19 protein-coding genes and 1 pseudogene are annotated in these 21,940 nt (G+C 69.0%); 12 read left to right on the top strand and 8 right to left on the bottom strand.

What is annotated here, in order from left to right; translation table 11 throughout:
• The first annotated feature begins 9 nt into the window (after positions 1–9).
• Positions 10–1,056 carry a lysophospholipid acyltransferase family protein gene (locus ABZ928_RS44330; RefSeq protein ID WP_361532610.1) on the top strand — a complete coding sequence of 349 codons (1,047 nt, stop codon included), beginning with the start codon at positions 10–12 and terminating at the stop codon, positions 1,054–1,056.
• A 237-nt stretch (positions 1,057–1,293) separates the two neighbouring features.
• On the opposite strand, the gene ABZ928_RS44325 is transcribed toward ABZ928_RS44330, so the two are convergent.
• The 3 genes from ABZ928_RS44325 to ABZ928_RS44315 all read right to left on the bottom strand — a co-directional run bounded on the left by ABZ928_RS44325 (position 1,294) and on the right by ABZ928_RS44315 (position 4,853).
• Complete coding sequence (locus ABZ928_RS44325; RefSeq protein ID WP_361532607.1) at positions 1,294–2,526, bottom strand: DUF5667 domain-containing protein; 1,233 nt, start codon at positions 2,524–2,526, stop codon at positions 1,294–1,296.
• 235 nt (positions 2,527–2,761) lie between these two features.
• Positions 2,762–3,538 (bottom strand): ECF subfamily RNA polymerase sigma factor, BldN family, encoded by a 777-nt coding sequence (locus tag ABZ928_RS44320; RefSeq protein WP_361532604.1) that lies wholly within the window; start codon positions 3,536–3,538, stop codon positions 2,762–2,764.
• Between the two features lie 376 nt (positions 3,539–3,914).
• Entirely contained in the window at positions 3,915–4,853 is a 939-nt protein-coding gene (locus tag ABZ928_RS44315) for an HAD-IB family hydrolase (RefSeq protein ID WP_361532601.1), read from the bottom strand.
• Between the two features lie 94 nt (positions 4,854–4,947).
• On the opposite strand from ABZ928_RS44315, the gene ABZ928_RS44310 reads away from it, so the two are divergent.
• From ABZ928_RS44310 to ABZ928_RS44280, 7 genes and pseudogenes are all read left to right on the top strand, one after another.
• On the top strand, positions 4,948–5,232 hold the full coding sequence (locus ABZ928_RS44310; protein WP_361532598.1) for a glutaredoxin family protein: 285 nt from the start codon (positions 4,948–4,950) through the stop codon (positions 5,230–5,232).
• 236 nt (positions 5,233–5,468) lie between these two features.
• Complete coding sequence (locus ABZ928_RS44305) at positions 5,469–6,257, top strand: redox-sensing transcriptional repressor Rex (RefSeq protein WP_361532595.1); 789 nt, start codon at positions 5,469–5,471, stop codon at positions 6,255–6,257.
• Entirely contained in the window at positions 6,254–7,981 is a 1,728-nt protein-coding gene (locus ABZ928_RS44300; RefSeq protein WP_361532592.1) for a glutamyl-tRNA reductase, read from the top strand. Before ABZ928_RS44305 ends, ABZ928_RS44300 begins: the two co-directional genes overlap by 4 nt.
• The gene (gene hemC, locus ABZ928_RS44295) at positions 7,978–8,937 is read left to right on the top strand and encodes a hydroxymethylbilane synthase (protein WP_361532589.1); all 960 of its coding nucleotides are present in this window, start codon (positions 7,978–7,980) and stop codon (positions 8,935–8,937) included. The genes ABZ928_RS44300 and hemC overlap by 4 nt, the downstream gene beginning before the upstream one ends.
• Positions 8,934–10,643 (top strand): uroporphyrinogen-III synthase, encoded by a 1,710-nt coding sequence (locus tag ABZ928_RS44290; protein ID WP_361532586.1) that lies wholly within the window; start codon positions 8,934–8,936, stop codon positions 10,641–10,643. Before hemC ends, ABZ928_RS44290 begins: the two co-directional genes overlap by 4 nt.
• Positions 10,644–11,091: 448 nt before the next feature.
• A complete protein-coding gene (gene hemB / locus ABZ928_RS44285; protein ID WP_361532583.1) occupies positions 11,092–12,096 on the top strand; it encodes a porphobilinogen synthase in 1,005 nt (334 codons plus the stop codon).
• Between the two features lie 335 nt (positions 12,097–12,431).
• Positions 12,432–13,640, top strand: a pseudogene (locus tag ABZ928_RS44280) (PLP-dependent aminotransferase family protein); the annotation flags it as partial.
• A 10-nt stretch (positions 13,641–13,650) separates the two neighbouring features.
• On the opposite strand, the gene ABZ928_RS44275 reads toward ABZ928_RS44280, so the two are convergent.
• The gene (locus tag ABZ928_RS44275) at positions 13,651–14,595 is read right to left on the bottom strand and encodes an LLM class flavin-dependent oxidoreductase (protein WP_361532580.1); all 945 of its coding nucleotides are present in this window, start codon (positions 14,593–14,595) and stop codon (positions 13,651–13,653) included.
• A gap of 86 nt (positions 14,596–14,681) precedes the next feature.
• Here ABZ928_RS44275 and ABZ928_RS44270 point away from each other — a divergent pair, with 86 nt between their 5' ends.
• Entirely contained in the window at positions 14,682–15,446 is a 765-nt protein-coding gene (locus ABZ928_RS44270) for a helix-turn-helix domain-containing protein (protein WP_361532577.1), read from the top strand.
• On the opposite strand, the gene ABZ928_RS44265 is transcribed toward ABZ928_RS44270, so the two are convergent.
• Genes ABZ928_RS44265 through ABZ928_RS44255 form a run of 3 tightly spaced genes read right to left on the bottom strand, consistent with a single transcriptional unit; the run spans position 15,416 to position 17,254 of the window.
• On the bottom strand, positions 15,416–16,183 hold the full coding sequence (locus tag ABZ928_RS44265; protein ID WP_361532574.1) for a DUF4253 domain-containing protein: 768 nt from the start codon (positions 16,181–16,183) through the stop codon (positions 15,416–15,418). The two genes, ABZ928_RS44270 and ABZ928_RS44265, sit on opposite strands and share 31 nt — an antisense overlap.
• A 4-nt stretch (positions 16,184–16,187) precedes the next feature.
• Entirely contained in the window at positions 16,188–16,430 is a 243-nt protein-coding gene (locus tag ABZ928_RS44260; protein WP_361532572.1) for a DUF397 domain-containing protein, read from the bottom strand.
• Positions 16,427–17,254, bottom strand: coding sequence for a helix-turn-helix transcriptional regulator (locus ABZ928_RS44255; RefSeq protein ID WP_361532569.1), 828 nt, complete (start codon positions 17,252–17,254; stop codon positions 16,427–16,429). The genes ABZ928_RS44260 and ABZ928_RS44255 overlap by 4 nt, the downstream gene beginning before the upstream one ends.
• Positions 17,255–17,367: 113 nt before the next feature.
• Here ABZ928_RS44255 and ABZ928_RS44250 point away from each other — a divergent pair, with 113 nt between their 5' ends.
• Entirely contained in the window at positions 17,368–17,796 is a 429-nt protein-coding gene (locus tag ABZ928_RS44250; RefSeq protein WP_361532566.1) for an ATP-binding protein, read from the top strand.
• 8 nt (positions 17,797–17,804) lie between these two features.
• Positions 17,805–18,020 (top strand): hypothetical protein, encoded by a 216-nt coding sequence (locus tag ABZ928_RS44245; protein ID WP_361532563.1) that lies wholly within the window; start codon positions 17,805–17,807, stop codon positions 18,018–18,020.
• A 177-nt stretch (positions 18,021–18,197) separates the two neighbouring features.
• Here the strand turns inward: ABZ928_RS44245 and argS are convergent, their stop codons facing one another.
• Positions 18,198–19,961 carry an arginine--tRNA ligase gene (argS, locus tag ABZ928_RS44240; RefSeq protein ID WP_361532560.1) on the bottom strand — a complete coding sequence of 588 codons (1,764 nt, stop codon included), beginning with the start codon at positions 19,959–19,961 and terminating at the stop codon, positions 18,198–18,200.
• Positions 19,962–20,189: 228 nt separating this feature from the next.
• Between argS and lysS the strand changes: the two genes are divergently transcribed.
• Entirely contained in the window at positions 20,190–21,926 is a 1,737-nt protein-coding gene (lysS, locus tag ABZ928_RS44235) for a lysine--tRNA ligase (RefSeq protein ID WP_361532557.1), read from the top strand.
• The last annotated feature ends 14 nt before the right edge of the window (positions 21,927–21,940 follow it).

Below are 21,940 nucleotides of genomic sequence, written 5' to 3'. Positions count from 1 at the left end.
GCATCAACGATGGCGGACGCCAAGGTCATTCCGTTCGACGACGACCGGTCCCGGGGGGCTGCCGTACAGCGGCCGTCGCGGCGCCGGAGCGCGGGGAGCCGCCGTAAGGAGGCCTCGCTGGTCCGTGAGGTCCAGCCCCTGCCCAGCAAGGCGCCGGCGCAGGATGATGTCCCTGTGACGCGTGAGGAACAGCCGCCGCAGAAGGCGCGGGACGACGGCGGTATCGAGCGGCGGATCGCGGGCGGGCTGTCCTTCCTGCGACGCCGGCTCACCGGTGACTACGACGTCGACGACTTCGGTTACGACGAGGAGTTGACCGACCAGGTCCTGATGTCCCTGCTGCGGCCGGTGTACGAGAAGTACTTCCGGGTCGAGGTGAAGGGCATCGAGAACATCCCGACGGAGGGCGGCGCGCTGATCGTCGCCAACCACTCCGGGACGATCCCGATGGACGGTCTGATGATGCAGGTCGCCGTCCACGACAACCACCCCGCCGGGCGTCACCTCAGGTTGCTCGCCGCGGACCTGGTCTTCATGCTCCCCGTCGTCAACGAACTCGCCCGCAAGCTCGGCCACACCCTGGCCTGCGCGGAGGACGCCGAACGGCTTCTCGGGCAGGGCGAGTTGGTCGGGGTGATGCCGGAGGGCTTCAAGGGCATCGGCAAGCCCTTCAGCGAGCGCTACAAGCTCCAGCGCTTCGGCCGCGGCGGCTTCGTCTCGACGGCCCTGCGCAAGGGGACCCCGATCATCCCGTGCTCGATCGTGGGCGCGGAGGAGATCTACCCGATGATCGGCAACGCCAAGACCCTCGCCCGGGTCCTCGGCTTCCCGTACTTCCCGATCACCCCGACCTTCCCGTGGCTCGGTCCGCTCGGCGCGATCCCGCTCCCGACCAAGTGGACCATCCAGTTCGGCGAGCCGATCCTCACGGACGGCTATCCGCCGGAGGCCGCCGAGGACCCGATGCTGATGTTCAACCTGACGGACCAGGTGCGGGAACAGATCCAGCACACGCTCTACAAGCTGCTGGTGCAGCGGCGGTCGGTCTTCTTCTGACCGAGGCTGTTCTCTGGACGGCGGCCGAGGTGGACGACCGCCGAGGTCACCTGGAGCCGCCGGACGGAGTCCGGCGCAGCTGCTCGAAGCCTGCGAAGCAGTGCGAGGGCAGCAGATGGGAGGGGCCAAGCTGCTGGTGCAGCGGCGGTCGGTCTTCTTCTGACCGGTTCAGGAGTCGTACGACGGTGGGGGCGCCCTTCCTCTCGAAGGGCGCCCCCACCGTCGTACGGGAAAGGCCTAGTTCGCGTCCTCGCTGTCGATCCCCAGGCCGGGCAGGAGGCCCGGGAGGAGGGGTGGGAGGGTGACGTCCGGGTCGGTGGACGGGGTCGTCGTGGACGGGGAGGCGCTGGTGCCGGTGTCCTTCGGCGGGTCGAGCAGGCCGCCGGTGTTGCCGCCGAGCAGGCCGTCCTCGCTGCCGGACGTGGCCGAGTTGCTGGGGCTCTTGCTGCCGGTGCCGGAGCCGTCCGAGGTGCCGTTGCTCGGTGCCGTCGAGCGGTCGGAGCCGGAGGTGCCCTTCGACGCCGTACCGGAACCGCCCTGCCCGCTGCCCGTGCCGCCGCTCTGGGCCGGGGGCTGGGGGAGCAGGGACTGGAGCGGGGCCACCTCTTCGTCTATGGCGTCGAACACCGACGACACCTGCTGACTGACGTCCCCGAGCTGGACCGGGAGCCGGTCGCGGAGGGCGCCCCAGACCTCGCGGTGCGAGCGCGAGAAGGCGTCGAGGGCCTGGATGGGGCCCAGGGAGTCCGGGTCGCGCTGATACGCCTCGTGGAGCAGCCGGTGGCCCTCGGAGGCGTCGTACTGCATCCCGGACAGGGCGCGGCGGATCTCACCGAGGGACTCGTGGTCGAGCTGTCCGCCGCGGTCGCGGTCCATGAGGCGACGGGCTTCGCTGAGGCGGGTGGAGGCCTGGTCGAGATAGGCCTGGCCGCGCTCGTCGGCGCCGTCGGACAGATAGTTGAGCTTGAAGTCCTCGATGCCGCGCTTGAGGCCGTAGAGGGAGTCGCCCGGGAGGGCGTCCGAGCTGGCCGCGGCGACTCCGCCGAAGGCTCCCGCGGCGACCCCGACGCTGAGTCCGCCGGCCGCGAGGCCCTTGGTCAGCCGGGACCGGGGTCGCAGTTTGCCCAGCGGGGACGCGCGGTGTGCGCCGCGCGCGCGATGGGAGCGCTGTTCGGGCACCGAGGGTTCCGCTGCCTCGCCTCCGAGCGTGCCTTCCTGGAGCATGGCCTCGAACGCGGCCACCAGCTGGGCCCGCTGGACGACCTTGACCTCGGGATCCAGCTGTGGCCGGGGCAGCTCGTCGAGACACTCCGCGAGGGCCAACATGCGGCCCCGCTCGGTCTGTTCCGAGGCTGCCGGGGCCGGGTCCGGTCCTTCGGACTGCTCGGCCGCCGGGCCCCGGTCGGACTGCTCCTCCAGGGCCTGGGCGAAGGCGTTCGCCCGCCGGTGCGCCGATACGTTCGCGATCACTGGCGGCACCTCCTCTCGTCATGACGGTCGACTCCCCAGGGGGTCCTGAGGGTTGCACGCCCTGACCACTTCCACACGATCGAGTGATCGAAGTCGGCCAGGGAGTGACCACAGGGAGCCTGCATCCCGCACAACGAGCGGCGCGGCACTTGGGTTACGGACTGCGGATGATCGGATCGCGAAGTCAACAGACTTTAACTGACCGTGAGTTGGGAGTCGCTCAGCGTGCCCGGGGTCAGCGGGCGTCGTCCGGGAGGAGCCGGGCGAGGGTGCGGACGGCGCGGTACTGGAGGGTCTTGATGGCGCCCTCGTTCTTGCCCATCACGCGCGCGGTCTCGGCGACCGAGAGACCCTGGAGGAAGCGGAGCGTCACACACTCCTGCTGCTGCGGGTTGAGCCGGCGCACGGCTTCGAGCAGCGCGGCGTTGGAGAGGGACTCCAGGACCGAGTCCTCGGGCGAACGTTCGACCTCGTTGGCGTCGAGCATCTCGCCGGTCGTCACTTCCAGCCGGAAGCGGCTCGACTTGAAGTGGTCGGCGACGAGGTTGCGGGCGATCGTCACGAGCCAGGCGCCGAAGTCGCGGCCCTGCCAGGTGAAGGTGCCGATCCTGCGCAGGGCGCGCAGGAACGTCTCGCTGGTGAGGTCCTCGGCGGTCGCCTTCCCTCCCACTCGGTAGTAGATGTACCGGTACACGGTGTCGCTGTACTGGTCGTAGAGGCGGCCGAAGGCGTCGGCCTCGCCGGCCTGGGCGCGCTCCACGAGATCCATCATGCGGGCGCTGTCGCTGTCCGCGGCGGGACGGCGGGCGGTGGTGGTGGCGGCGCCGGCCGAGCGTCCTCGTCTGCCGACGGCGGCGCCGCTCTCGGCGAGCGCGTAGCACGGGCCCGCCGGCGCGGTGGCTACGGCAAGGGCGGGGACGGCGTACGCGGTGGGGACGAAGCGCATGAGGTTGTTGACCGTCGCGCGCAGCGTAGCCAGGCCCGAGGCGTCAACCCCGACGTGTGAGTACACGGGACTCCCAGAGGCAGAGCTTCCATCACGTGCAGTACGGGACCGTTCACCCGTCGTAGCGACGGAGGGGTACCGGAATGCGTCTGAGGAGAATAACGCTTCGTGCAGGCACTGCTACACCCAGTTGCTCAAATCATCGATTACGTCGCTTCTGTAACCGAATGGGGGCCGTTCAAGTGCCGCAGAGTGACCGGTTGTTGATCAGATGAGATCGAGTTCCGGTCGGGGTCGGGGCGTGTTGTGGCCGTGTGCCGACAAGAGGACTGGGGGGAGGGGGTGGGGGGTACTTGTTGTATTTCGGGCGCGGGTTGTCTGTGGCCGGTCGCGCCCACGCGGCGGAGCCGCATATCGGTACAGCCCCGCGCCCCTAGGTGAGCTACCGGCGGCGGCGATGAAGAGCGATTGCGGCCGCAGTGCCTCCAGCTACCGCTCCTACGCCAGCCGCTGCGGGGATGCCCACCTTCGCGGCCTTCCTGCCCGTGCGGTAATCACGCAAGCGCCAGTCCAGTTGCCTCGCGTGTTTGCGGAGCTTGGTGTCCGGGTTGATGGCGTAGGGGTGGCCCACCAGGGAGAGCATGGGGATGTCGTTGTGGCTGTCGCTGTAGGCCGCGCAGCGGGTCAGGTCGAGGCCCTCCGCCGCTGCCAGGGCTCGGACCGCTTCTGCCTTGGCGGGGCCGTGCAGGGGCTCGCCCACCAACTTGCCTGTGTATACGCCGTCCACTGACTCCGCGACCGTGCCGAGCGCGCCGGTCAGGCCCAGGCGGCGGGCGATCACGCCTGCGATCTCCACCGGGGCCGCCGTGACCAGCCAGACCTTCTGGCCCGCGTCCAGGTGGGCCTGGGCGAGGGCTCGGGTGCCGGGCCAGATGCGTTCGGCCATGTACTCGTCGTAGATCTCCTCGCCGATCGACATCAGCTCGGAGACGCGGTGGCCCTTGACGATGGAGAGGGCGGAGTCCCGCGCCTCCTGCATGTGTTCGGGGTCCTCGATGCCCGCCAGCCTGAACCACGCCTGCTGCCAGGCGAAGCGGGCGAGGTCGCGGGTCTCGAAGAACTTCCGCTTGTACAGGCCCCGGCCGAAGTGGAACAGCGACGCACCCTGCATGACGGTGTTGTCGAGGTCGAAGAAGGCGGCTGCCTTGTCGTCGCCGAGAACCGGGAACTCCGGCTCCTCACCTGGGCCGGAGCCCGTGGTCGAGGTCTCCTCGACCTCCTGTGACGACTTGCGCGCGGCCTCCGCCGAGGCCTCGCCTGCCAACACGCTCCGCGCCGTGGCGGAGCGCCTACGGGGAGTGAGCCATCCGAGAGCGGCCATGGCGTGAGCATAGCCAGTTTGTTCGGTGCTTCCGGAGTCGAGAGGTTTGAAGGGTGTGAACTCTCCGCGACCGAGCCGTTAAACAGGGGTGAGAATGGCCGGCATGAGTCCCCTCTTTCGCCGGAAGGCGCCTGCTCCGCAGGACAGGCTGGTCACGCTGATCCGTAAGCCGGGATGCCATCTGTGTGATGACGCACAGATCGTCATCGAGCGGGTCTGTGGGGAACTGGGTGTTCCATGGGAGCAGAAGGACATCTCCCAGGACCCTCAACTCCACGACCGGTACTGGGAACAGATCCCCGTCGTGCTCGTCGACGGAGCCCAGCACACCTTCTGGCGGGTGGACGAGAAGAGGCTCAGGAAGGCACTGACCGAGTAGTCCAACTGGTCCCACTGGTCGCTTAGGATCGATGGCGACTTGGTCCTGGGGGGCGGGATTGTTGAGGAGAGTGTGCGATTTTGCCCCCGAGAGCGACGCGCGTGACCCCGGTCACGTTGGCCGGGCAAATCGGACACCATCTTTGTGCACGCGTTCACAAAGACATAGCCTGCTTTCGACGGGGCGGTCTAGGTACGTGTGACCGCCTGCAGCCCCGCTCTACCCGCAGGAGCACCGTGGCAACTGGCCGAACTCACCGACCGGCGACCCGTAGCCGAGGGATTCCCGAGGCCACCGTCGCCAGGCTTCCGCTGTACCTCCGTGCGCTGACCGCACTGTCGGAGCGCTCGGTACCCACGGTCTCCTCCGAGGAGCTCGCGGCCGCCGCGGGGGTCAACTCCGCGAAGCTGCGCAAGGACTTCTCCTACCTGGGCTCCTACGGGACGCGTGGTGTCGGGTACGACGTCGAGTATCTCGTCTATCAGATCTCCCGTGAGCTGGGGCTGACCCAGGACTGGCCGGTTGTGATCGTCGGTATCGGTAACCTCGGCGCCGCGCTCGCCAACTACGGCGGGTTCGCGTCCCGTGGGTTCCGGGTCGCCGCGCTCATCGACGCCGATCCGGCAATGGCCGGAAAGCCTGTCGCCGGGATCCCGGTGCAGCACTCCGATGACCTTGAGAAGATCATTCAGGACAACGGGGTATCGATCGGTGTCATCGCCACTCCTGCCGGTGCCGCTCAGCCTGTGTGCGATCGGCTTGTGGCCGCAGGGGTCACCTCTATCTTGAACTTCGCGCCCACCGTGCTGTCCGTTCCGGACGGGGTCGATGTGCGCAAGGTGGATCTCTCCATCGAGCTCCAGATCCTCGCCTTCCATGAGCAGCGGAAGGCCGGGGAGGAAGCCGCCGGGGCCGAGGGTTCCAGGGGCGAGAGTTCCAGGGCCGAGGGTGCCGGGTCGGTCGCCGCCGCCGCCTCTCCCGACAAAGGGCCCGACGGGGACGTACCCGCCGTGATGCCGGCATGAGTCTCCTCGTCGTAGGGCTGAGCCACCGCAGTGCTCCCGTCAGCGTGCTGGAGCGGGCGGCGTTGAGCGCTGACGCCCAGATCAAGCTGTTGCAGGACACGGTCGCGGCGGAGCCGGCTGCCGAGGCGGCGGTGCTCGCCACGTGCAACCGGATCGAGCTGTACGCCGACGTCGACAAGTTCCATGCCGGTGTCGCCGAGCTGTCGACCTTGCTCGCGCAGCACAGCGGGGTCGGGCTGGACGAGCTCACTCCCTATCTGTACGTGCACTACGAGGACCGGGCCGTCCACCATCTGTTCTCCGTCGCCTGTGGGCTTGATTCCATGGTCGTCGGGGAGGGGCAGATCCTTGGACAGATCAAGGACTCGCTGGCCAAGGCGCAGGATCTGCACACCGCCGGGCGGCTGTTGAACGATCTGTTCCAGCAGGCCCTTCGGGTGGGCAAGCGCGCGCACTCCGAGACGGGGATCGACCGGGCCGGGCAGTCGCTGGTGACGTTCGGTCTTGAGCAGTTGGCTTCCGGTACGGCGGTGGGGACTTGGGCCGCGGGGAAGAAGGCGCTTGTTATCGGTGCCGGGTCGATGTCCTCGCTGGCTGCGGCGACGTTGGCTCGGGCCGGGGTCGCTGAGATTGTCGTCGCCAATCGGACTGCTGAGCGGGCCTCTCGGCTTGCTGAGATCTTGAACTCCGGGGATGACACGGGTGTTGTCGCTCGGGCGGTGCCTATGGAATCGGTGCCGGGTGAGCTGACACGTGTTGATGTTGTCGTGTCCTGTACGGGGGCGACCGGGCTGGTGCTCACGGCCGGTGCGGTTGCCGCGGCTGTTGAGGGTGCCGGGGTTGGGGCTGGCCCGGGGGTTGGGTCGCTTGCCCGCGCCGGCGGGGTGCCGCCTCGCTTTGGGTCGGGAGCCGCTCCTAGCGGCACGCCTGCCCGCAGCTTGGGCGGAGCGGTTGACGACGAGAACTGTCCCCTCGACCTGAACTCCGTTCCCGCCACCGCCGGGTTCTCCGTACTCGGGGAAGCCGCTGTTGCCGGCATGGGTGCCGCTGAGCTTGAGCAGCATGCCGCCTGGGTCGACAACGGGGTGGCCCGGGTTCACAGTGCCGCTGATGAGGCCGAGGCCATCGCCGCGCTGGCTGCCGCTGTTGCCGCTGTCGGGCGGATTCCTGAGCGGCGTAAGCCTGAGCCGGTCGTGTCGCGGACCGCGGCCGTTCTTTTTCTTCTTGATCTCGCCATGCCCCGTGACATCGACGCCGCTGTGCATCGGATTCCCGGAGTGCGGCTCGTTGACATCGAGTCGCTGGCCGAGGCTTCCGCCGATGCGCCCATGGCGGCCGATGTCGACCAGGTGCGGCGGATCGTCGCGGACGAGGTCGCCGCCTTCGGGGCCGCGCTTCGGGCCGCGCACATCACGCCGACCGTGGTCGCGCTGCGGGCCATGGCCGCCGATGTCGTCGCCAGTGAGATGGCCCGGCTCGACGGGCGGCTGCCCGCGCTCGACGACAAGCAGCGCAGCGAGATCACCCAGACCGTGAAGCGCGTCGTGGACAAGTTGCTGCACGCGCCGACCGTACGGGTCAAGCAGCTCGCGGCCGAGCCCGGCGGTGCCGGGTACGCGGACGCGCTGCGGACCCTGTTCGACCTCGACCAGGAGACGGTGGCCGCCGTGTCCCGGGCCGAGGACAGCACCGAGAACACCAGCAAGAACCGAGGGCCGGCATGAGTAACAAGGCGCTGAGGCTCGGGACCAGGCGGAGCAAACTCGCCATGGCCCAGTCCGGGCAGGTGGCGGACGCCGTGAGCCAGGTGACCGGACGGCCCGTCGAGCTCGTCGAGATCACCACGTACGGCGATGTGTCGCGGGAGCAGCTCGCGCAGATCGGCGGTACGGGGGTGTTCGTCACCGCGTTGCGGGAGGCGCTCCTCAAGGGGGACGTCGACTTCGCGGTGCACTCCCTGAAGGACCTGCCCACCGGGCAGCCCGACGAGCTCTCGCTCGCCGCGATTCCGCTGCGTGAGGACCCTCGGGACGTCATCGTCGCCCGGGACGCCCTGAAGTTCACCGATCTGCCCCGCGGGGCCCGCATCGGTACCGGGTCGCCCCGGCGGATGGCCCAGCTGAACGCGTACGCGCGTGCCCATGGGCTGGACATCGAGACCGTTCCGATCCGGGGGAACGTCGACACCCGGATCCGGTACGTGCACGACGGTGAGCTGGATGCGGTGGTGCTGGCCGCGGCCGGGCTCAACCGCATCGGGCGCATCGACGAGGTGACTGACTTTCTTTCAGTCGACACGGTTTTGCCCGCTCCCGGCCAGGGAGCACTCGCGATCGAGTGTGCCGCGGACAACGCGGACCTGATCGCCGCGCTCGGAGAGCTCGACGACCCGTTCACGCGGGCCGCCGTGACTGCCGAGCGGTCACTGCTCGCCGCCCTGGAGGCCGGTTGCAGCGCCCCTGTGGGCGCGCTGGCCGACCTGCTGGCCGACGGGCAGATTGTCAAGGAAATGCGCCTGCGAGGGGTCGTCGGTACCACCGACGGCTCTCGTACGGTGCAGTTGTCCACCACCGGTCCCGTGCCCGAGACGTACGACCAAGCAATGGCGCTCGGCCGTGAACTCGCTGCCGAGATGCTTGCCCAGGGCGCGGCCGGTCTGATGGGGGAGCGAGCACAGTGAGCCCCACCGCCCTTCCTGCCGCCGGACCTGAACACGGGCACGTCACCTTCCTGGGTGCCGGACCCGGGGATCCGGGACTACTGACTCTGCGCGCCGTGGAGGCGCTGGGGAACGCGGACGTTCTCGTCGCCGAGCACGAGGTGCTCGACGTCGTACGCGTCCACGCTCGCTCAGGCGTCGCCGTCGTGGACACGGACTCGGATCCCTCGTCGGATCCGTATCCGGGCACAGGCGCGCCTCAACTGACGGTTGTTGACGGTGCGTCAACAACCGCTGCTGCCCCCGCCGTGCGGGATGCCGCACATCTTGTCATGGAGGCCGCGCGGGGCGGCAGGCGGGTCGTGCGTGCGGTGTCCGGGGACCCCGGGCTCGACGCGTACGCCGCCGAGGAGATGCTGGCGTGTGCCCGCGCGGGGGTGCCGTTCGAGGTCGTACCCGGTGTCGCCGCGGCCGTTGGTGTGCCTGCGTATGCGGGTGTGCCGTTGCGGGACGCGCAGGGTGCGGATGTGCGGTTCGTGGATGCGCGGACCGCGTCCGACCGGTGCTGGACCGAGGTCGGGGCGTCGGATGGGACCGTGGTTGTCTCGACCACGCTCGACTCCGTCGCCGCTGCCGCCGGTGAGCTGGTCGCCGCCGGGCGTAAGCCTGATACGCCGCTCACCGTGACGGTGGCTGGTACGACCACTCGTCAGCGGACCTGGACCGCGACGCTGGGGACCATCGCCCAGACGCTCAAGCAGGCCAAGGTGCTGCCCTCGCCGGAGGGCGGGCGGCCGGTGATAGCCGTGGTCGGTGAGCGGTCCGCCGCTGCTCAGCGTGAGCAGTTGTCGTGGTTCGAGTCGAAGCCCTTGTTCGGGTGGCGGGTGCTCGTGCCGCGTACGAAGGAGCAGGCGGCCTCGCTCTCCGACCAGCTGCGGTCCTACGGGGCCGTACCGCACGAGGTGCCGACGATCGCCGTCGAGCCGCCGCGGACGCCTCAGCAGATGGAGCGGGCGGTCAAGGGGCTCGTGACCGGGCGGTACGAGTGGATCGCCTTCACGTCGGTCAACGCCGTCAAGGCCGTGCGGGAGAAGTTCGAGGAGTACGGGCTCGATGCGCGTGCGTTCGCGGGCATCAAGGTCGCGGCCGTGGGGGAGCAGACCGCCAAGGCGCTCGTCGCCTTTGGTGTGAAGCCGGATCTCGTGCCCAGCGGGGAGCAGTCCGCTGCCGGGCTGCTTGAGGACTGGCCGCCGTATGACCCGGTGTTTGATCCGATCGACCGGGTGTTCCTGCCGCGCGCCGACATCGCCACCGAGACGCTGGTCGCCGGGCTCATCGAGCTCGGGTGGGAGGTCGACGACGTCACGGCGTACCGGACGGTGCGGGCGTCGCCGCCGCCGGCGGATACGCGGGAGGCGATCAAGGGGGGTGGCTTCGATGCCGTTCTCTTCACGTCGTCCTCCACTGTGCGGAACCTGGTGGGGATCGCCGGGAAGCCGCACAACGTGACCGTGATCGCGTGTATCGGGCCCGCCACGGCCAAGACCGCCGAGGAGCATGGGCTGCGGGTGGACGTGATGGCTCCCGAGCCGTCCGTGCACAAGCTGGCCGAGGCGCTGGCGGACTTCGGGTTGAAGCGGCGGGCGGCTGCGGCGGAGGCCGGGGATCCGGTTACTCGGCCGAGCGAGCGGCGGCCGGGGGCTCGGCGGCGGCGGTCTACGACCTGAGGGCTCTCGGGCTCGGGCGCGGGCTCGGGCTCGGGTGTGAGTGTGGTGTTTGGTGACGGGGAGTGGTCTTTCGGCCCTCCCCGTCGTCATGCCTGCGGTGGCCTCCGGCGGGAGGCCGTGGCGATCTGCGGGGCGGTGGGGGTGGGCGTTTGCGCAGTTCCCCGCGCCCCTGAAGTGCCTGCGGCGCCCCCGTCCCTGAGTGGGGGCTCGCGTTGCGCACATCCGTTGCGTTGGGGGTCGGGGCCGCACCGGGGGGTGTCCGTCCTCGGTCGGGCGGCTCGGTCTCTTGAGTAGTGCGCGGTGATTGACGCCCGCCGCTGCGGGCGGACACCCCCCGGTACGTCCCCTGCTCGCCGTTGCGCCGGTGCGGGACACGTCCCGGCTGGGGGCCGTGTGCTCCGACGCTGCGTCGGCAAAGGGGCATGCGGGGCGGGCGTAGCGTAGGGGTATGACGAAGTACGGATCCTTTCCCGGCTCGCGGCCGCGGCGGCTGCGGACCTCTCCTGTCATGCGGCGGATGGTCGCTGAGACGCGGCTGCATCCCGCTGACTTCATCCTTCCCGCGTTTGTGCGGGAAGGGGTGAGTGAGCCGGTGCCGATCGCTGCGATGCCCGGGGTGGTGCAGCACACGCGCGACAGTCTCAAGAAGGCTGCTGCGGAGGCGGTGGCTGCCGGGGTTTCCGGGATCATGCTGTTCGGGGTGCCTGAGGAGAGCAAGAAGGACGCGCTGGGGACGCCGGGGACCGATCCGGACGGGATTCTGCAGGTCGCGCTGCGGGATGTGCGGGCCGAGGTCGGGGACGAGCTGCTCGTGATGTCCGATGTCTGTCTCGACGAGACCATTGATCACGGGCACTGCGGGGTGCTGGACGCCCAGGGGCGGGTCGACAACGACGCCACCCTTGAGCGGTACGCCGAGATGGCTCAGGTGCAGGCCGACGCCGGGGCGCATGTGGTCGGGCCCAGCGGGATGATGGACGGGCAGATCGGGGTCATCCGGGATGCCCTTGACCAGATCGGGCGGGAGGATGTGGCGATCCTGGCGTACACCGCCAAGTACGCGTCCGCCTTCTACGGGCCGTTCCGGGAGGCTGTCGGGTCCTCGCTGAAGGGGGACCGGAAGACCTATCAGCAGGATCCCGCCAATGCTCGGGAGTCCTTGCGGGAGTTGGCCCTCGACCTGGAGGAGGGGGCCGACATGGTGATGGTCAAGCCTGCCGGGCCCTACCTCGACATCCTCGCCCGCGTCGCCGATGCCGTGGACGTGCCGGTGGCGGCTTATCAGATCTCCGGGGAGTACTCCATGGTCGAGGCCGCCGCCGAGAAGGGGTGGATCGATCGGGAGCGGGCCATTCTGGAGACGCTGACCGGGATCAAGCGGGCCGGCGCGCAGAACATCCTCACCTATTGGGCTGTTGAGGCTTCGCATTTGCTGGCGGCGGGCGCTCGGTAGTCGTCGTAGTCGTCGTTGTCGTCGATGGGCCTTCGTCTCTTAGGCCCTCGCCGTCCTCGCATGCCGTGAGGGTGAGGGTGAGCGTGGCGAGTACGGCCGTCAGGGCCGCCAGTACTCGGGTGGGGTGTGTGGAGGACCGGGACATGGCCTCAGCCTGGGGGGTCGTCCGGCTCCCGTGCCACGGGCGCTTCCGGATTTGGGACGACGGTCCTACGGGATGGGGCTGACCTGCGGGGATGTCGTGTCCCGAGGGGGCTGTACGGGACGTTTCCACGGGAATCTCAGATCGCGGAAAGCTGTTTGTAGGCACCACCTATTTCCCTAGGGTGCTCGGTATGACCCTGACGAGTGCCTCCGTGTCCGCCGCCTCTCTGCCGCCGCTTGCCTCCCGGGTTCGGGCTGTGGGTGGGTCGGCTGTGCGGGAGATTCTCGCCGTTACCGCGCGGCCCGAGGTCATCAACTTCGCCGGGGGGCTTCCCGCGCCCGAGTTGTTCGACCGGGACGGGGTCGCGGCCGCCTTTCGGTATGTGCTGGAGGAGATGCCGGGGCAGGCCCTTCAGTACTCGACGACCGAGGGGGAGCCGGGGCTGCGGGACTTGCTCGCTCGGAGGATGAGCGGGCGGGGGCTGGCCACCGGGGCCGATGATCTTCTGGTGACCACGGGGTCGCAGCAGGGGCTGTCGCTGGTTGCCGCGGCGCTGGTCGAGGCCGGGGACACCGTTCTTGTCGAGGAACCCTGTTATCTCGCGGCGCTTCAGGTCTTCGGGTTGGCCGGGGCTCGTGTTCTTGCCGTGCCCGGGGATGCCGACGGGCCGGATCCGGATGCGCTGGCCGAGCTTGTGGTGCGGGAGCGGCCCAAGCTGCTCTATGCCGTTCCTACCTTTCAGAATCCCAGTGGTCGTACGATGTCGGCCGCGCGGCGGGGTGCCATCGCCGGCGTCGCCTCGCGGTACGGGCTGTGGGTCGTCGAGGACGATCCTTACGGGGAGCTGCGGTTCGAGGGGGAGCGGGTGCCGTGGATCGGCACGTATCCCGGGGGTGAGGACCGGACCGTGCTGCTCGGGTCCTTCTCCAAGGTCATGGCTCCGGGGCTGCGGCTCGGGTGGCTGCGGGCGCCTGCCGAGCTGCGGCGGGCCTGTGTCGTCGCCAAGCAGGCCGCCGATCTGCATACGCCTACCGTCAACCAGCTTGCTGCGGCTCGGTACTTGGCCGAGTGCGATCTCGATGCGCATGTCGGGCGGGTCGCGGCCGTTTACGGGGAGCGGCGGGATGCGATGGTCGGGGCGCTGGCCGAGGCCCTGCCGGAGGGCTCTTCCTGGAATCGGCCCGAGGGTGGGATGTTCCTTTGGGTGCGGCTGCCTTTCGGGGTCGACACGGCTCAGTTGCTTCCTGCGGTTGTGCGGCATGACGTTGCCTATGTGCCCGGGGCGCCCTTCTTCGCCGGGGAGCCTGATCGGGCGACCTTGCGGATGTGCTTCGTGACCGAGACGCCGGAGCGGATCCGGGAGGGGGTGCGGAGGTTGGGGGATGCGTTGGGGGGGGCGCGTCGCGGGGTTAAGGGCGGAGCGTTGGGAGTAGGGCCGCTGTTCGTTCCAGCTGGTCGCGCTGGGAGTTCAGGTCCAGGGCGGCCAGGCGTACGACGATGTGGTGGGCGCCTGCGGTGGCGTACTCGTGCAGGCGGGCTCGTACCTCGTCGGGGGTGCCGTAGATGACTGCCTGGATCTTCTCCAGTTGGTCCAGCGGCATGCCGTAGGTGGCTCGTGCGTAGGCGTCCAGGGCGGTGCGGCTGTGGGGTGAGTGCTTGTCGTCGATTCTTACCGAGATGAACAGGGCCGGGGTGATGTCCGTGGGTGTGCGGCCGGCTTCGGTCGCTGCCTTGTGGATGTGGTGGAGGCCCGTCGCGTAGTCGGCGGGGGCGGGTGGGTAGGGGAGCCAGCCGTCGTATGTGCGGCCGGTGCGGGTCAGGGCCGCCTCGGTCGCGCCGCCCAGCCAGATGGGTGGGCCTTCCGGGCGGAAGGGGCGGGTGGTGGGTGGGATGTCGGTGAAGTGGTGGAAGTCGCCGTGGAAGGTGTCGGCGCCTGCCCATAGGGACCGCCACAGGGCGACCGTTTCGTCGAGGCGGGCGAAGCGGCGTTCCCAGGGGAGTTCGGAGAGGGTGTAGAGGGGGCGTCCGAAGCGGCCTGGGAAGCCGGCGCCGACCGTCACCGTGAGGCGGCCGCCGGAGAGGAGGTCGATCGAGGCGAGGGACTGGGCCGCCTGGATCGGGCGGCGCAGGAACGGCATCAGGGCGGCTGTGCCGAGGGTTACGTGGTCGGTTGCCGGGGCCAGGGCGGCCAGCATGGTGAGGGCCTCTATGCGGGGGCTGATCAGGGAGTCGTTGACGAAGAGGGAAGCGAAGCCCAGGCGTTCGGCCTGGCGGCCGAAGGCGATCAGGTCGCGGGGGTCGTCGTTCGGGCCCCACTGGGCGGTTCCGGTCGGAAGCAGTACGCCGATGTCCATGACGGTGATGTTCGTGAGCAGCGGGAGTCGCGGCAATTCCCTGCGGGGAATGGCCCGGAGTCCCGCGGTGGGGTTAGAACAGGTGCGTGGACTTTCCTCGTGCGCTTCGCGAACGACGTACCCGCCGTCATCTCAGCCAACTCGACCTGGCGTTGCGGGCGGGCACCACCCAGCGGCACCTCAGTTTCATCGAGTCCGGCAGGTCCGTGCCCGGGCGGAACATGGTCGTACGGCTGGCGGAGTCGTTGGAACTGCCGTTGCGGGAGTGCAATGAGCTGCTCATCGCGGCGGGGTACGCGCCTGCTTATCCCGAGAGCCGGCTTGATGATCCTGTGCTGGCTCCCGTGCGTACGGCGATCGATCATGTTCTGCGCGGGCATCTGCCCTACCCGGCGCTGGTGGCGGGGCGTGGGGGTGAACTCATCGCCGCCAACGGGGCGTTCGATCTTCTTACCGAGGGGGCGGCGGATGAGCTGGTGGGGGTGGGGGCGAATGTCTACCGGCTCGCTCTGCATCCTGATGGGCTTGCGCCGCGGATTCTGAATTTCGGTGAGTGGGCCCGGCATGTCCTTGCGCGGCTGGGGCATCTGCCGGAGCTGCGCTCTGAACTCGCCGGGTATGTGCCTGAGTTGGAGGCGGGGGGTGGGGCGTTGGGGTTCGCCGTTCCGTTGCGGTTGCGGTCCTCGTGTGGTGAGTTGCGGTTGATGACTACCGTGACGAGTTTTGCCACCGCTGTTGATGTCACTCTCGCCGAGCTGAAGCTGGAGGCGTTTCTGCCGGGGGACGAGAGGACTGCGGAGGCGCTCAAGGAGTTTTCGTCTCAGTCCCACCAGAAGTGCCAGGTCGGCTGATTGAGCACCTCGCGTTCCGCGTAGCCCACGAGGGTGGGGTCGCTGGGGCAGCCCTGCCAGATGTTGTCCGGGCAGAAGGCGAAGTGCTCGGCGGCGATCGCGTTCGCCTCGCCGTAGGTGCTGGGCGGGGTGGCCACCGACATCAGGAGGTGGTCGAAGCCCAGCGCCAGCAGGCGGATCCCGAAACGGTCCTCCCACGAGCGGAGCACCGCGCTCAGGCGGGCCGTGTCGTTGGCGTAGTTCGCCGCGCCCATCCAGCCGATCGCCGTCGGGATGTCCGCGCTGCGGCGGGCGGGGACAAGGGCGAGGCGGGGGTCCTTCAACGGGCTTCCGGGGGCGAGGAGGTCGTGGACCACGTCCGTGGGCTTGGCGGCGAGGTCCGGGGTGGCGGCCAGGCCGGGCCAGTCCCCGGCTTCCTCCGCGCAGCACTCGTCCCAGAAGTCGGCCAGGATCTCCTCCGGGTCGTGGTCCCCGGGGTACGACATCTCGCCGGGCATCAACTCCCAGTCCTCCGGGGCGCCGTGGCCCTGGCCCACGTCCACGAGGACGGGGAGCAGGCCGTGGGTGCGGGGGGCTTCCTGGAGGGCGGCCCAGGTGTTGGGGGTTGCCGTTTCGTCGGCCAGCCAGAGGAGGGGTTCGGGCCACTTGCCTTCGGCGGTTACGTCGATGAGCCTGCCCGGGGGGAGGGGGAGACCGAGGGAGGCTAGCTGGGGGAGGGGGTTGGGGAGCGTTGCCATGGGGTCAGGCGGTGGCGATGAAGGCGGCCCAGGCGGTGGGGGTGAGGTGGAGGGTGGGGCCGGTTGAATCGGGGTTCTTGGAGTCGCGGACGTGGACGGTGTGGGGGCAGGTAGCGATTTCCACGCACTCGCCGCCCTCGTCGCTGCTGCGGCTGGACTTCCGCCAGGCGTAGGCGACTTCGAGGCATTCGCCGCCCTCGTCGCCGCTGTACGTCGACTTGAACCACTGAAGTGCCTCGGTGCTCATTGCTCTCCTAGCAGACGGTCCAGCAGGCCCTTCGACTCCAGTGGGGACAGGGCCTGTGCTCGCAGCATCGCATACTTGCGCGCGAGGATGGACACCTCATCTGCGTCGGAAACCCACTGGCTGCCGCGTTGGCCTTCGATATAGGCCAAGTGCTGATGGTCGGCGGTTTCCAGGAGGACGAAGGGACCGTTCAGCCCGGCGTGGGAGGGACTGGCCATTGGCAGGAACTGCAGGGAGACGCACGGCAGTTCAGCGCACGCCCGTAGATGCCGGAGCTGTTCCGTGCGGACTTCGGCGCCGCCGATCGCGAGGTGCAACACCGGCTCCCAGACCACGAAACTGAGCGTCGGCGGAGTCCCGCGATCCAGGATCTCCTGTCGCTCGATGCGTGCCGCTGCCTTTGTCTGGATCTCCTCCTCTGCGTACGCCGGAACACGCTCTCGCAGGACCGCCTCCGCGTACGCCCGCGTCTGAAGCAGGCCCGGCAACACCTGGTTGGCATAGAGCGACAGCGCGATCGCCTCCCGCTCATGCTCCATATACAGCTCCGCCCACATCGGGAACTGGTCGATCTCCGGCAGGTTCGCCACCCCCGCCGACAGCATCCCCTTGGTCTGGAGGACCTCGTCCAGCAGCGCCGCCAAGTCCGGTTTCAGCGCCCTCCTTCCCTGCTCGATCGACGCGATCGTCTCCTCGTCGACCTGGACCAGCGCGGCCAGGGCGCTCTGGGTCAGGCCCATCGCCCGGCGCGCCGCGCCTAGTTGCTTGCCCAGCATCTTCATCGAGGTCAGGTTCTTCGGCCGCGGCGGCTTCTTCGCGCTCATGCTGGTCTCAATCCCCCAGGGCACACGTACGTCACCGGGTATGAGCCCGTACAAAAAATCTGTACGGGTTCACCGAGTGATCAACGGTAGTGACTCTGCGCGACATTCGTCCCGTGAATGAGCGAAGCCAACTTCCCTTCCAGCGGGATCAGTTCTATCGGCGCGATCGGCGTTCCGTGGGTGCCGCCAGGCGGTTCGCGCTGTGGTCGCTCGTCCATTGGGGGATGGGTGAGTGGGAGCGGGCCGATGATCTGTCGCTCTGCGTCAGCGAGTTGGCCACGAATGCTCTTCTTCATGGGGCTCCGCCCGGACGCGGGTTCTTGCTGCGGGTCCGGTACGACGGTGACGTACTGCGGGTCGAGGTGCACGACAGCGGGGGCGGGGAGCCGTGTGTCTCGGAGCAGGGCGACGAGGAGGGTGGGCGGGGGCTGCTGCTCGTCGCCGCGCTCGCCGACAAGTGGGGGGTGGGGCAGCGGGATCCCGGCAAGGTGGTGTGGTGCGAGTTCGTTCGGCCTGCTGGGGGTGCTCGATGGCTGGTATGACAGGGGACATGGCGACCAGTCAGCTCACGGTGACCGTGCCGGATGAACTCCTTGAAGCCGCGCGTGAGGCTGCGGAGGGAAATCTGTCCGCCTTCGTCGCCAGAGCCATCAGAAGTCAGCTGATGCGTGACGCGATGACGATGTACGCCGAGGACAGCGCCCGTGTCGGCGACGATCTGGATGACCTGTACAGCGCTGCGGAGGACGACCTGTGCGGCAGCTGAAAAGCGGCCAGGTGTGGACTGGTCGCCGTCCGCGTCACGGTGCCGATTCGCGGTGTGGTGTTGGCACCCGACCTCTACAACTTCCGGCTCGCCCGCGGCCAACCAACTGAAAACGCCGCGGCCCGTCCTCCCAGCGGGGGAGAGGACGGGCCGCGGTACGCCTGGTACGACTGGTGCTCAGAGCTTTTCGGGCGTCCTGATGCCCAGCAGGGCCATGCCCTGGTGCAGGGTGCGGGCCGTCAGGTCGCAGAGGAACAGGCGGTTCTCCTTCTGCTCCTCCGTGTCCGCCTTCAGGACCGGGCACTGGTCGTAGAACGTCGTGTACAGCGAGGCCAGTTGGTAGAGGTACGCCGCCAGCTTGTGGGGGGCGTACTCCGCCGTGGCCTCCGCAAGCAACTCGCCGAACGCGTCCAGGTGCAGACCCAACGCCCGCTCCGCCGGGGCCAGTTCGAGCTCCGGGTGGGCTACCGGGCCGGCCGCCTCGGACTTGCGCAGGATCGACTTGATACGGGCGTACGCGTACTGGAGGTAGACCGACGTGTCGCCGTTCAGCGAGACCATCTGGTCCAGGTCGAACTTGTAGTCACGGTTCGGGGACGTGGACAGGTCCGCGTACTTCACCGCGCCGATACCGACGTACCGGCCGTTCTCGACGATCTCCTCCTCGGTCAGGCCCACCCGCTCGGCCTTCTCGCGGACGACCGCCGTGGCCCGGTCGGCGGCCTCGTCCAGGAGGTCCTCCAGCTTGACCGTCTCGCCCTCACGCGTCTTGAACGGCTTGCCGTCCGCGCCCAGCACCGTGCCGTAGCCCATGTTGTGGGCCGTGACCTCGTCCGTGAGCCAGCCCGCGCGGCGGGCCGTCTCGAAGACCATCTTGAAGTGCAGGGACTGGCGTACGTCCACGACGTAGAGGAGCGACGTGGCGTGCAGGTTCTGGACACGGTCGCGGATCGCCGTCAGGTCGGAGGCCGCGTAGCCGAAGCCGCCGTCCGCCTTCTGCACGATCAGGGGGACCGGCTGGTCGTCCTTGCCGCGGATCTCGTCGAAGAAGACCACGAGCGCGCCTTCGGAGCGGACCGCTACGCCCATCTCCTCCAGGAGGCGGGCGGTCTCCGGCATGCCGTCGTTGTACGCCGACTCGCCGACGATCTCGTCGTCCCTGATCTCCATGTCCAGCTTCTCGAAGACCGAGTAGAAGTAGACCTTCGACTCGTCCACGAACTGCTGCCACAGGTCGAGGGTCTCCTTGTCGCCGGACTGGAGGGCGACGACCCGCTTACGGGCACGCTCCTTGAAGTCCTCGTCCGCGTCGAAGACGGCACGGGAGGCCTTGTAGACCCGGTTCAGGTTCGACATCGCCTGCTCGCCGTCCACGTCCTCGGCGGGGGCCAGCTCGCCCGGGTGCTCGAAGAGGTACTGGATGAGCATGCCGAACTGGGTGCCCCAGTCGCCGATGTGGTGGCGGCCGATCGTCCGCTCGCCGGTGAAGTCGAGCATGTTGCGGAGGGCGTCGCCGATCACGGCCGACCTGAGGTGGCCGACGTGCATTTCCTTCGCGACGTTCGGCTGGGCGTAGTCGACGACCGTGATGCCCGGGTTGTCCTTGAGCGGGACGCCGAGGCGGTCGCCGTCGGCGGCGCGGGCGGCGAGGGTGTCGATGATCGCCTTGTCGGTGACCGTGATGTTCAGGAAGCCGGGGCCGGAGACCTCGACGTCCTTGAACAGGCCGGGGGCGGTGATCTTCTCGACCACCTGCGTCGCCAGCTCCCGGGGGTTGGCCTTGGCCTTCTTGGCGAGGGCGAGGATGCCGTTCGCCTGGTAGTCGGCCCGGTCGCTACGTCGCAGCAACGGGTCCGCGCCGGTCGCCTCCGGCAGGGTGGCCGAGAGGGCGGACGCGAGGTGTGCGTTGACGTTGGCGGTGAGGGACGTGACCGAGGCCATGGGTATGGGTGCCGTTCTGGTCGGGGCTGGATTGAGAGTCCCGGTCAGTATCCCACGGGGTCGCAAAGGGGTTTTTCGGTCTCGTTGCCGGGTGCGGGGCGGTGGGGGCTTGTCGCGCAGTTCCCCGCGCCCCTAATAAGCGGCTGCGCCGCTATTCGGGTCTGGGACAATGGGGGGCGTCAGCCGTAGACCGTACCGGCTGCCTCTGGAGAAAGAAGGACGTGCCCCGTGGCTCAGAGCACCGAGACCACCGACTGGGTCTCCCGTTTCGCGGATGAGGTCATCGAGGAGTCGGAGCGTCGGGCCCCGGGCAAACCGGTTGTCGTCGCGTCCGGGCTGTCGCCCTCGGGGCCCATCCACCTGGGGAACCTGCGGGAGGTCATGACCCCGCATCTCGTCGCCGATGAGATCCGGCGGCGTGGGATCCAGGTCCGGCACCTCATCTCCTGGGACGACTACGACCGGTACCGCAAGGTGCCCAAGGGCATCCCCGGGGTCTCCGACGAGTCCCACGCCCAGCACATCGGCAAGCCGCTGACGTCGGTGCCGGCGCCGGCCGGGTCGGCGTACCCGAACTGGGCCGAGCACTTCAAGGCGGCCATGGTCGACGCGCTCGCCGAGCTGGGGGTCGAGTTCGACGGGATCAGCCAGACCGCGCAGTACACCTCGGGTGTTTATCGCGAGCAGATCCTGCACGCCATGAAGCACCGCGCCGACATCGACGCCATCCTCGCCCAGTACCGGACGAAGAAGGCCCCGGCCAAGAAGCAGCAGCAGAAGCCTCTCGACGAGGCCGAGCTGGAGGCCGCCGAGGGGTCCGGCGCCGCCGGTGAGGACGACGGGTCCTCCGGCTCCGCCGGGTACTTCCCGTACAAGCCGTTCTGCGGCAACTGCGAGAAGGACCTGACGACCGTCACCTCGTACGACGACGACACGACCGAGCTGTCGTACACCTGCAACGAGTGCGGCTTCGCCGAGACCGTCCGGCTCAACGAGTTCAACCGCGGCAAGCTGGTCTGGAAGGTCGACTGGCCGATGCGGTGGGCCTACGAGGGCGTTGTGTTCGAGCCGTCCGGGGTCGACCACTCCTCGCCCGGGTCCTCGTTCCAGGTCGGCGGGCAGATCGTCGGGATCTTCGGGGGCAAGCAGCCCATCGGGCCCATGTACGCCTTCGTGGGGATCTCCGGGATGGCGAAGATGTCGTCCTCGAAGGGTGGCGTGCCCACGCCCGGTGACGCGCTTCAGATCATGGAGCCGCAGCTGCTCCGGTGGCTGTACGCCCGGCGCCGGCCCAACCAGTCCTTCAAGATCGCCTTCGACCAGGAGATCCAGCGGCTCTACGACGAGTGGGACAAGCTCGACGCCAAGGTCGCCGACGGGTCCGCCCTGCCCGCCGACGTCGCCGCGCACTCGCGTGCGGTGCGGACCGCGGGCGGGGAGCTGCCTCGTACGCCGCGGCCGCTGCCGTACCGGACGCTCGCGTCCGTCGCGGACATCACCGCCGGGCACGAGGACCAGGCGCTGCGGATCCTCAGCGAACTGGACCCCACCGACCCGATCGGCTCGCTGGACGAGGCCCGGCCGCGCTACGACAAGGCCGAGGCCTGGATCAACACGCATGTGCCCGCCGACCAGCGGACCATCGTGCGCGACGAACCCGACGCCGAGCTGCTGAAGTCCCTCGACGAGGCGTCCGCGGAGTCGCTCCGGCTGCTCCTGGACGGGCTCGCCGACCACTGGTCCCTCGACGGGCTCACCCACCTCGTCTACGGCGTGCCCAAGGTGCAGGCCGGGTTCTCGGCCGACGCCGGGCCCAAGGAGCTGCCCCCGGAGATCAAGACCGCCCAGCGGACGTTCTTCGCGCTCCTTTACCACCTGCTCGTCGGGCGCGACACCGGACCGCGCCTGCCCACGCTGCTGCTCGCGGTCGGGCAGGAGCGGGTGCGGGTGCTGCTCGGGGAGTAAGGCGGTCGGTCGGC

Source organism: Streptomyces sp. NPDC046909 (genome assembly GCF_040644695.1).
In the GTDB taxonomy this organism is placed as follows: domain Bacteria; phylum Actinomycetota; class Actinomycetes; order Streptomycetales; family Streptomycetaceae; genus Streptomyces.
The sequence above is the reverse complement of the archived record's forward strand: the minus strand, read 5'-3'. Positions and strand labels throughout refer to the sequence as shown.